The organism is Luteitalea sp., assembly GCF_044337415.1.
Lineage (GTDB): Bacteria > Acidobacteriota > Vicinamibacteria > Vicinamibacterales > Vicinamibacteraceae > Luteitalea.
Window position 1 is genome coordinate 1 of record NZ_JBIINP010000134.1, and the last position, 11,200, is coordinate 11,200.

Here is an 11,200-nt window from a genome sequence, read left to right on the forward strand (position 1 = left end):
GCATCATATGTCCCCATCGTGGCCAGGCCCCTGCAGCGGCGGGCCGCGAAGAAGCGCTGATCAGAGGCCGTCGATGCGCTCGGGACGCACCACGTCGTACTCCAGCATCACCGTGCCCACGCGGTCGAAGAGTCGCTGGCTGCGCAGCACCAGCGGCACGCGCGCGCCCTTCGGCAGGAGCGGGATGCCCGACCCGAGCAGCATCGGGATGACGGCGATCTCGACGACATCCACCTGGCCCGCGTCGACGAGCTGACGGAACAGCGACCCGCCGCCGAAGAGCCAGATGTCGCCACCCGGCTCCTGCTTCAGTCGCGCAACCACGGCCGCCGGGTCGTCGGCCGTGACCGTCACGTGCGGGTGCGCCGCCGGATCGAGCGTGCGCGAGAAGACGACGGCGGGCCTGCCGATGATGCCGGCCTCGGTCACGCCTCCCTCCTGCGCGAGCATCACCTCGTACGTCAGCCGCCCCATGACCAGCGTGTCGAAGCGCGCCACGAACGCGGCCATGTCCACGTCCGGGTCGTTCGGGATCCAGTCGTAGCCGCCGTCCTCGGTCGCGATGAACCCGTCGAGGCTCGAGGCCACCTGATAGACGACGCGTCGTGTCGGTGTCGCAGCCATGCGGGAAAGTGTACGGCGCTTGCCGCGTCGAGGTCGCTCATCAGAGCACGGCCACGGGCCACTGGCTGCAGGCTGCCCGCACGTCAGGTGGCCTATAGCCTGCAGGCCGTAGCCTGTCTGCTTTGCCTCTGACCCTGGCACTGCGGTACCCCGTACCCCGTACCCGGTACCCGGTACCCGGCTGAGTGGCGGTGTTCGCCCCGCGCTTCATTCTGAACTTTGAATTCCGAATTCCCTGCTGTGTACCATCCCGCATGCTCGTCCGTACCCTGCTGGTCCTGTTGCTGCTGGTTCGCGTCGCGTCTGCGCAGGCGCCGGTCGTCACCGAAGGCGACTTCGCCATCCGCGACTTCCGCTTCGATTCCGGTGAGGTGCTGCCGGAACTGCGGCTGCACTACCGCACCGTGGGCACGCCGCAGCGCGACGCGGCCGGGAAGGTGCGCAACGCGGTCATCGTGATGCACGGTACCGGCGGCACCGGCGGGCAGTTCGTGGGACCGACGTTCGCGGGTGAGTTGTTCGGGCCGGGCCAGCCGCTGGACGCGGCGAAGTTCTACGTGGTGATGCCGGACGCGATCGGCCATGGCAAGTCGAGCAAGCCGAGCGATGGCCTGCGCGCGAAGTTCCCGCGCTACGGTTACGGCGACATGGTGCGCGCGCAGTACCGGCTGATGACCGAAGGACTCGGCGCCGGCCGGCTGCGGCTCGTGATGGGCACCTCGATGGGCGGCATGCACACGTGGCTCTGGGGGCAGCGTTACGCCGATGCGATGGACGCCCTGATGCCGCTCGCGAGCCTGCCCGACCAGATCTCGGCGCGCAATCGTGCGTGGCGGCGCGTGGCCATCGACGCGATCCGAACGGACCCGGAGTGGAAGGGCGGCGACTATGCGAGCCAGCCGCGCGGGTTGCGCACAGTCGCGCAGATGCTGTGGCTGATGAGCAGCAACCCGGTGATTCGCCTCAAGCAGGCGCCGACGCTTGCTGATGCCGACCGCGTGCTCGACGAATACGTGGCGACCTACATCAAGGCCAACGACGCCAACGACGTGCTGTACGCCATCGAGGCGTCGCGCGACTACGACCCGAAGCCGGGGCTCGAGAAGATCGTCGCGCCGCTGGTGGCGATCAACTCGGCCGACGACATCATCAACCCGCCGGAACTGGGCGTGCTCGAGCGCGAGATCGGGCGCGTGAAGCGCGGCAAGGCCATCGTGTTGCCGCTCAGCGACAAGACGGCAGGGCACGGCACGCACACCCTGGCGGCCGTGTGGAAGGAGCACCTGGTAGCGCTCCTGGCGCAGTAGGGCAGCCGCGCTGGACACCACCCGCCATCCGCACTCCCGAGCCGGCACCCGCACGTCACGACGATGTCACAGCGGTGTCGGGGAGTCTTCATCCCACAGCCGTAGCCTGACATGATGCGTGTGCTGCTGCATGCAGCCCTCCTGGCCCTGACGCTCGCGATGGCCGGTACGGCCAGTCAGGCCCAGTCCCTGACGAGCGGAAGGCTTGTGGACCGGGATGGTCGGCCTATCGCAGGCGCATCGGTGATGGCGGGCGAGACGGAGGTGCGCACGGATGCGGACGGGGCGTTCGTGGTGCCTGGCGAGGCCCGAATCCTTCAGGTGACCGTCGCCGGGCGCGCACCCGTGCGAGTCCCAGCCCCGACGGCACAATCCGGCGACATCGTCCTGGACTCTCCAGTCGCGCGCCACGAGGAGCAGGTCGTCGTCGCCGCGCAGCGGCAGGAAGGGGACGTCCTCCGCGTGCCGGGCAGCGTGGCGGTGCTGACGCGCCGCGAGCTCGACGAGCGGCTCCCGCGGTCCACGCCGGACGCCCTCATGGAAGTCCCCGGCGTCTTCGTGCAGAAGACCAACCAGGGTGGCGGCTCACCCTACGTGCGCGGCCTGGTCGGCAACCAGGTGCTCGTGCTCGTCGACGGGGTCCGCCTCAACAACGCCACCTACCGCCTCGGCCCGAACCAGTACCTGAACACGATCGATCCCGCGACGGTCGAGCGCATCGAGGTGGTGCGCGGCGCCGGCTCGGTGCTCTACGGCACCGACGCCCTCGGCGGGGTCGTGCACATCGTCACCCGCACGCCAACGCCGCGCGCGGCTCCGTTCTTCGAGGTGCGTTCCACGATCAAGGGCGCGCAGGGGGTACCCGAGCGCTCCGCGCGCGTCGAGTTCGAGGGCGGTGTTGGCCCGCTGGCCGTGCTGGGGGGCGTGTCGGTCAAGGCCTTCGGCGACCTGCGCGCGGGCGGTGATCTCGGTGTGCGTGCGCCCTCGGGCTACGACGAGGCGGACGCGGACCTGAAGGTGCGGTGGAACGCGTCGGTCCGCCAGGCGCTCACGTTGACGGTCCAGCGCGTACGGCAGGAGGACGTCGGGCGCTTCGACCAGGTCGCGCAGCGTGGCTTCGCGTCGTGGGCCTTCGACCCCCAGGAACGCTGGCTGGGCGCGCTTGCGTACACGTACGACGTCCGCGCGGCCGGGGTCGATCGGATCAGCGTCACCGCGGCGGCCCAGCGCACGCGCGAGGATCGCCGATCCCGTCGCATCGGCAGCCTCGTCGAGGTCGTCGAGCGCGACGTGGTCCGCGTGGGGAGCGGCAGCCTCGACCTCGCATGGCGGCCCCTGGCCGGCTGGCGCGTCGTGAGCGGGGTCGACCTGACACGCGAGCAGGTCGACAGCGGCCGCGTCGACACCGACGCGCGGACCGGGATCGGCGTCCCCCGCCGTGGCCTGTACGCCGATGATGCCGAGGCCGGCTCGGCGGCGGCGTTCACGCAGGCGCAGCGCGAGTTCGGCCGCGTCCACGTCGAGTCGGGTGTGCGATACGCCAGTTACACCGTGCGCTCCTCGGCCCCGACGTTCGGGGCCTTCACCATGGCGTCGTCTGCGCTCGTCGCGCAGGGGGGCGTGTCGATTGCCGCCTCGGCGGCGCTGCATCCCTACGCAAGCGTGTGGCAGGGCTTCCGGGCGCCCAACATCGACGACGTGAGTGCGCTCGGCAGCTTCGACTTCGGCGTGGAGGTGCCGACACGCACGCTGCGGCCCGAATCGTCGCTCGGCGCCGAGGTCGGTGCGAAGTGGCGCGCCCGTCGCTGGTCCGGTGCGGTGGCCCTCTACCGCATGGGCCTGCGCGACCTCATCGAACGGTCGCGGGGGACCTGGCTCGGCGAGCCCACGTACGAGGGGCAGGCCGTGTACGTCCGCGAGAATGTCGGCCGCGCTTTCGTGCGCGGCGTGGAGGTCGAGAGCACGATCGCGCTCTCCTCATCGGTGTCCCTGGAGGCGTGGCTCGCCCAGACCTACGGGCAGCACGAGACCCGCAACGAGCCCATGCGCCGCATCCCGCCCCTGCACGGGTTGCTCGGCGTGCGCTGGCAGCCCGCAACGTCACGTGGCTGGCTGGAGGTGCGCTGGCGTGGCGCCGCGCGGCAGGACCGCCTGGCGGCTGGCGATCGCGACGACCATCGCATCGCGCGCGACGGCACGGCCGCCTGGCACACGCTGGCCCTGCGCACCGGATGGCGCGCCACGCCCATCCTCGAGTTGCTGGCGGCGGTCGAGAACGGTTTCGATCAGCCCTATCGAGTCCACGGATCCGGGATCGACGGCGCCGGGCGCACGGCCTGGGTCGGCGCACACGTACGAGTGTTCTAACGTGTGTCACCGTGCTGATGCCGCCTTCGCCACGATGAGCCGGGTGCCCCCACGCTGCCCTGGTCCGTCACTCATGTTCGCCAACCCGAGCTCGGCCGCCGCGGCCACCACGTTCGGCAACGCCGGTCGCATCACCCCCACCATCGGCGGCCTGCATACGATGCAGCGGACCGCAAGGCTCACGTTCTGACATGCGAGGATCGATGACGCTCACGTTCCAACGAGGCGCGCTGCTCGGCGCCCTCGCCCTCACCGTCGCGAGTGCGGCTGCGCACGCGCAGACCGTGCAGCAGCCGCTCCGGGGCGTGACCGACCCCGGCGTGATCACCACGCGACAGGCGATCACCCCCGCCGGCATCCAGAGCGTGTTCGATGGCCGTGTGTTCGGCATCACGTTCGGGCAGCGCGGCGACGACCTCTGGGTGCTCACCGGTCGGACCAAGACCGGCAAGCCGCAGCTCTATCGACTGGACTGGCGCGCCAACGCGGTGAAGGTCCGCGAGGAGTTCTCCGGCATTCCGGCGCTGCAGGGCATCGCCCGGCACCCGAGCGACGAGATGCCGTTGGTGGCCGTCGTCGCCCCTGCGGCGCGAGTGGGCAATCGTCCCGGTGGGGCCGTGCAACTGTGGGCGGCGGCCGACGCGGCCACGTCAGGGGGTGGGCGGCGCCATGCGGTGCTCAGTGCCGACCTCGGACGCCACCTCGCGGGCGCCCTCTCGGTGTCGGCGACCGGGCAGCGCGCTGTCCTGCCGCTCGTCTTCGAGAACGCGGTGTCGATCATCGACACGAAGGATGGCCGTGAACTGGGTCGCGTGAAGACGGGTGGCGTCGCCCCGATCGGCTCGGCCATCAGCGCCGACGGGCGCGTGGCGTGGGTGAGTCACTGGGGCGGCCGGTGGCCCCGCACCGGGGATCCGACCTTGCCGACCGGCCTCGCCGCGACGGCAGATCAGGTGGTCGTCGATGCCCGCGGCATCGCGTCCACAGGCACCGTGGCTCGGGTGGACCTCGAGTCGCGGCAGGTCACGGCCTCCGTCGATGTCGGCCTGCACCCGGTGGCCATGGCGTGGGACGAGCCCGGTGGGCGCCTGTACGTGGCCAACGCCAACACGGACACGATCTCGATCATCGACAGCGCGCGTGCCGCGGTGACGGGCACGCTGGCCCTGCGGCCCTTCGGCCTCGAGCTGAAGGGTGTAGCGCCGTCGGCTCTCGCGCTCGCGCCCGACGCGCGGACGCTCTACGTCGCCCTGGGCGGGCTCAACGCCGTGGCGGTCGTCGACGTGAAGACCGAGAAGATTCGCGGCCTCATCCCGACGGCGTGGTACCCGAACCACCTGGCGCTCGACGCCTCGGGATCGAAGCTCGCGATCTCGACGCTGCTCGGCGTCGGCTCAGGGTTCCAGGAGCAGCCGCAGCGTCGCCAGGTGCACACCTATCGCGGCACGGTGAACGTGCTCGACGTGCCGGATCAGGCAACGCTCGACGGCTACACGACGGCGGTCGCCGAGAACAACCACATCGATACGGCGCGCGCCTCCCTCGCCTCGGCGGCGAAGGCCACCGAGGCGCTGCCCGTGCCGCGTCGCGCCGGCGATCCGTCGCTGATCGAGCACGTGGTCTACATCATCAAGGAGAACCGCACCTACGATCAGCTGTTCGGCGACCTGCCGCGCGGCAACGGCGATCCGTCGCTGGTGATGTTCGGCCAGGACGTGACGCCGAACCATCACAGGCTGGCCACCGACTTCGTGCTGCTCGACAACTTCTACGCGACGGGGGGCAACTCCGGCGATGGCCACCAGTGGGTGACCCAGGCCAACGAGACGAGCTACGCGCTCTGGCCCGGGTACGTCGGCCGCAGCTACCCGTACGACGGCACCGACCCCATCGCCTATGCCAACACCGGGTTCCTGTGGGACCTCGCGCAGGCCCGTGGGAAGACGGTACGCGTCTATGGCGAGTATGCCGGCCGCCTGCCCGAGGACGACGCGCAGCAGCGCGATCGGTTGCTGCAGCGGTGGAAGGCAGGCGACGACTTCACCGCCGACTGGAAGGTCACGGCACCGCTGGCCCCGCTCAACAAGGTGCTCGCCGCCAACTACCCGCCCTACACGCAGTCGATTCCCGACGTCGTCCGGGCGCGAATCTTCCTGAAGGACCTCGAGGGGTGGCAGAAGTCCGGGCGCATGCCCAACCTCGTGATCCTGCAGCTGCCGAGCGACCACACGCGCGGCGCGACGCCCGACTTCTCCACGGCGAAAGCCATGCTGGCCGACAACGACCTCGCACTCGGTCAGATCGTGGAGCGCCTGTCGAAGACGGAGTTCTGGAAGAAGATGGCGATCTTCGTGGTCGAAGACGACGCACAGGGCGGCGTGGACCATGTAGACGGGCACCGCACCATCGCGCTGGCCATCTCGCCGTACACGCGCCGCGGCCACGTCGACTCGACCTTCTACGCCCAGCAGAGCATGGTCAAGACCATCGAGTTGATGCTGGGCCTGCCGACGATGTCGCTGTTCGACCTGATCGCGACGGACATGCGGGCCAGCTTCACGACGACGGCCGACGTCACGCCCTACACGGCGGTCGAACCGATGCAGTCGATCTTCGACAAGACGCCGGCCCTGTCGGCCATGCGCGGGCCGACGCGTCGCGCGGCCGAGCAGACGCTGCGCATGCGATTCGACGTGCCGGATGCCGCGCCCACCGCGCTCCTGAACCGGATCACGTGGGGCATGGTGCGGGGGTGGGACACGCCCTACCCGGGCGTCCGTCAGGCGGTCTTCGCGCCCCTGGCCGTGGACCTCGACGACGACGAACGCGAGGAGGCCGAGGAGGCCGCTCGCTCGAGACCAGCGCCGCCGCGCCGGTGACCCTCCACCAGGCCGATGCCGTAGCCCTGCCGCCCGACGCCCACATTGCTGGCGCCGGGCGGTCGAGCCACTCGCCGTGACGCGTCGACAACGCGCCTCCGGCGATCTTGCTGCCGCGTCAGTCTTCGGGCCGCTCTCCCGACTCGGCCATCCTGACCACCCGCGGATCGAACCGCGCGAGCACGTCCACGAGGTCCTGCTGCGCGGCCATCACGGCGTCGATGTCCTTGTAGACCATCGGCACCTCGTCGAGCCCCGCCGAGAGCAGGGTGACCCGACGGTCCCGCAGGAACGCGTTCGCCTCGTCCCATGAGCACGTGGCGCGCGCGGCCGTGCGGCTCATGCACCGGCCCGCCCCGTGCGCGGCCGACCGCAGCGACGCGGCCGACCCCTTGCCGCGCACCACGTACCCCGGCGTCGCCATCGACCCGGGGATGATGCCGAGCACGCCCTCGCCGGCAGGCGTCGCGCCCTTGCGGTGGACCACCACCTCGCGTTCGGTGCCATCGGGCAGCTGGTGCCGCTCGCGCCACGCGAAGTTGTGGTGGTTCTCGATGTCGAGCCGCACCTCGACGTCGAGCGCCCGTGCCACCAGCCGGTGGATCACCGCGTGGTTGGCTGCGGCGTACTGGCCCATCAGCTCCATCGCTGCCCAGTACTCCTGGCCCTCCTCGGTGTCGAGCCCGAGCCACGAGAGCTCGGCCAGCGACGTGGGCAGCTCAGGGTGCAGCTTCCGCGCGAGCTTGCTGTAGTGCCCGGCGACTTCCGCGCCGGTCCCCCGGCTCCCCGAGTGGCTCAGCAGCGCGAGGTACTGGCCGACAGGCAGCCCTACCGACGGGTCGCTCACCGTGAGCGATCCGAACTCGACGAAGTGGTTGCCGCTGCCGCTCGTGCCCAGCTGCGCCCACGCCTTGTCCTTCAGCCGCTGCGTGATCGGCGACACCGTCCAGTCGGCGTCCAGCACGTCGTGCTGCTGCTTGCGCGAGTGCGTCGCGCCCACGCCGAACCGGGTCTCCCGCGTGAGCACGGCCGCGAGCCGCTCCTGCATCGTGTCGAGCCAGTCGACCGGCAGGTCGAGCACGGTGAGCTTCATGCGGCAGGCGATGTCCACGCCCACCGCATACGGGATCACCGCGTTGTCGGTGGCCAGCACGCCGCCAATCGGCAGGCCGTACCCGGTGTGCGCGTCGGGCATCAGCGCGCCGGCGACCGATACGGGCAGGCTGCAGGCGTTGCGCATCTGGTCCAGCGCCCGCGGCTCCATGTCGTGGTCGCCGCTCCAGACCTGGTACGGCGCCGGCGCATCGCGGGGCGTGAACGCGTGCGCCTCGCGCTCCGCCAGAATGGCCGCGGCCAGCGTCGCGAATCGCTCGTCCTGCAGGAATTCACCCGGCGCGTCGGCGACCCGCCGCAGCGCATCGACCACGTCGACGCCGGCCTTCGTCAGGCCCGCGGCCACGAGCCGCTGGGCTTCCTCTGTGCAGGGGCCGGCGGGGATGCCGAGCTTCACCAGCTGCTTCGTCTTCATGTCACTGCTCCCACTCTCTGATGCGTCATTCGTGACTCACACCTGACGCGTGGACAGTCCCTCTCCCGCGACTGTCACCGTGCACGTGCCGTCTCCCTGTTCGTCGAACGCCACCCGGGCCACGCCGAACGACTCGATCACCGCCGCGTTCGTCGTCGTGTGCCGTGTTGGCGCCAGCGTCCGGAAGGTGCCGCCGCCCGCCAGCGCAAGCGGCACCAGCATTTGGTCGGCCAGGTGTATGCCGACCGGCACGTCGGCCGCCAGGTACGTCCTGGCCTCCCGGCAGGCGCCCCCTGCCACCGCGCCCGCCGCCACGCGCTTGTCGCCGAAGCCCGTCACCACCTCAGTGACCGCGTCGGACGCCAGCGTGATCAGCAGCACGTTGCCCGGCCCGGGCGAGTCCTCGACGATGACCGGTTCCAGCGCCGACAAGGGGACGCCGAGCTGCTCGTGCACGACGGTCAGCTCGCGGCGGGCCACATCGAGCGGCACGGCCGACACGAGCGCCCGCGCCGAGATCTGCACGGGGCCGCGGTCCATCAGCGTCAGCGGCGCGAGCCCATCTACCGGCGTGATGTCGACCACGAGGCGGCCGCCGCCTGCGGGGTAGAAGCCGTGGCGCTCGAGGCGCGCCTCCACCTGCGCGCCCATGCGACGGAGCAGCGGCAGCAGCGTCAGGTCGAAGTACTCGAACGGCGGCGCGTACGCGTTGTGCGTGCCGCCTTCGAGCACCACGCGCGACGGGGTGCGCGCCAGCAGCAGGGCCGGCAGGATCGCCTGCAGCACCAGCGTGGCGCTGCCCGCCGTGCCGATCGCGATCCGCAGGTCGCCCCCGCGTACATCGCCCGGCTCGAAGGTCAGCGCCTGCGAGCCGAGCTCGGCCCCGGAGACGGCGGCGCTGCCGATCTGCGCCGCCGCCTCCACCGCGGTCAGGTGCTGCCGGAGTAGCCCTGGCTTCAGGCGACCGGCGCGAATCCGCTCGATGCGGAAGGGGCGCCCGGTCACGAGCGCGAGCGCCAGCGCGGTGCGCAGGACCTGCCCGCCTCCTTCGCCCTGGCTGCCGTCGATGCTCAGAAGTCCTGCCATGTTCGTGTCCTCGTGCGCGGCCTGCGTCAGGTCGCGGTCCGTGCCTCTTCCAAGTGCAGCCACGGTGCCAGCGGCTGCGCGATTCCGGTGTGATCGCGCCAAGTATCTGCACGGAAAGGGCTTCTCTGCCATCTCGCGACTCACGGGCAGAGACCGGAGCGGCCTATTTAATTATCCCGTGAGATATGATTTAGCGATATGGCGCATGACCGTCCCGTCGTCGTGATCGGGTTGCTCGGCGTGTCGCTCGATCGCGCCACCGGGCTGAAGCGGTGGGAGCAGTGGCGTCCGACCGTCTCGTTGTGCCAGCACGAGGACCTCGTGGTGTCGCGCTTCGAGCTGCTGTATCCGGTGGGGTACGAGGCGTTGGCGGCGACGGTGCGCGACGACATCGGGCACGTGTCGCCGGAGACCGAGGTGCGGCTGCACGCCGATGCGACGCGCGACGCGTGGGACTTCGAGTCGGTCTACGCCAGCCTGCACGACTTCGCGCGGGCGTACCCGTTCGATCCCGATCGCGAGGACTACCTCGTGCACATCACCACGGGATCGCACGTCGCGCAGATCTGCCTGTTCCTGCTGACCGAGTCGCGGCACATCCCGGGGCGCCTCGTGCAGACGAGTCCGCCGCGCCGTACGCGCGGCATCGTGCCGGGCGAGTACCAGGTGATCGACCTCGACCTGTCGCGCTACGACCGCATCGCGTCGCGGTTCGCACGGGACGCGATCGACGAGCGCGCCATCCTGACGTCGGGGATAGGCACGCGCAACGCGGCGTTCGAGGCGCTGGTGGCGCAGCTCGATCGCGTGGCGACGCGATCGACTGCGCCTGTGCTGCTGCTCGGGCCGACGGGTGCGGGCAAGTCGCGCATGGCGCGCCGCGTCTACGACCTCAAGAAGGCGCGTCGGCTGGTGCGGGGGCCGTTCGTCGAGATCAACTGCGCGACCATCCGTGGCGATGCGGCGATGTCGGCGCTCTTCGGGCACGTCCGCGGCGCGTTCACCGGTGCGGCGCACGACCGCCCGGGCCTGCTGCGGTCTGCCGATCAGGGTGTGCTGTTCCTCGACGAGATCGGGGAGCTTGGTCGCGACGAGCAGGCGATGCTGCTGCGGGCGCTCGAGGAAAAGCGGTTCCTGCCGCTCGGCGGCGACCGCGAGGTGGGCAGCGACTTCCAGTTGATTGCCGGCACCAACCGCGATCTGGCCCGGGCCGTGCGCGACGGGCGCTTTCGGGAAGATCTGCTCGCGCGCATCAACCTCTGGACGTTCCGGATGCCGGGTCTCGCAGAGCGCCCGGAGGACATCGCGCCCAACCTGGCGTACGAGCTCGATCAGTTCCGGCAGCGCACGGGCGACGCGGTGACGATCAGCGCCGAGGCCCGTCGGCTGTTCCTCGAGTTCGCCGAGGG

8 protein-coding genes are annotated in these 11,200 nt (G+C 70.6%); 5 read left to right on the plus strand and 3 right to left on the minus strand.

The features are described from left to right. Positions 1 to 60: 60 nt before the first annotated feature. Positions 61 to 624: a dihydrofolate reductase family protein gene (locus ACIRDX_RS16165; protein WP_396626469.1), complete on the minus strand. Its 564-nt coding sequence runs from the start codon at positions 622 to 624 to the stop codon at positions 61 to 63. Between the two features lie 254 nt (positions 625 to 878). Here ACIRDX_RS16165 and ACIRDX_RS16170 point away from each other — a divergent pair, with 254 nt between their 5' ends. The 4 genes from ACIRDX_RS16170 to ACIRDX_RS16185 all read left to right on the plus strand — a co-directional run bounded on the left by ACIRDX_RS16170 (position 879) and on the right by ACIRDX_RS16185 (position 7,177). Continuing rightward, a complete protein-coding gene (locus ACIRDX_RS16170; protein WP_396626470.1) occupies positions 879 to 1,931 on the plus strand; it encodes an alpha/beta fold hydrolase in 1,053 nt (350 codons plus the stop codon). A 246-nt stretch (positions 1,932 to 2,177) separates the two neighbouring features. After that, positions 2,178 to 4,298, plus strand: a complete 2,121-nt coding sequence (locus tag ACIRDX_RS16175) for a TonB-dependent receptor plug domain-containing protein (RefSeq protein WP_396626471.1) — start codon at positions 2,178 to 2,180, stop codon at positions 4,296 to 4,298. A gap of 43 nt (positions 4,299 to 4,341) precedes the next feature. Then, positions 4,342 to 4,488: a hypothetical protein gene (locus ACIRDX_RS16180; protein WP_396626472.1), complete on the plus strand. Its 147-nt coding sequence runs from the start codon at positions 4,342 to 4,344 to the stop codon at positions 4,486 to 4,488. Between the two features lies 1 nt (position 4,489). Continuing rightward, entirely contained in the window at positions 4,490 to 7,177 is a 2,688-nt protein-coding gene (locus tag ACIRDX_RS16185; RefSeq protein WP_396626473.1) for a bifunctional YncE family protein/alkaline phosphatase family protein, read from the plus strand. Positions 7,178 to 7,295: 118 nt separating this feature from the next. Here the strand turns inward: ACIRDX_RS16185 and ACIRDX_RS16190 are convergent, their stop codons facing one another. Beyond that, complete coding sequence (locus ACIRDX_RS16190) at positions 7,296 to 8,705, minus strand: RtcB family protein (RefSeq protein WP_396626474.1); 1,410 nt, start codon at positions 8,703 to 8,705, stop codon at positions 7,296 to 7,298. Positions 8,706 to 8,741: 36 nt separating this feature from the next. Next, positions 8,742 to 9,791 (minus strand): RNA 3'-terminal phosphate cyclase, encoded by a 1,050-nt coding sequence (gene rtcA, locus ACIRDX_RS16195; RefSeq protein ID WP_396626475.1) that lies wholly within the window; start codon positions 9,789 to 9,791, stop codon positions 8,742 to 8,744. A 198-nt stretch (positions 9,792 to 9,989) separates the two neighbouring features. On the opposite strand from rtcA, the gene ACIRDX_RS16200 reads away from it, so the two are divergent. Then, on the plus strand, positions 9,990 to 11,200 hold a 1,211-nt coding region (locus ACIRDX_RS16200; protein ID WP_396626476.1), incomplete at its 3' end, for an RNA repair transcriptional activator RtcR family protein.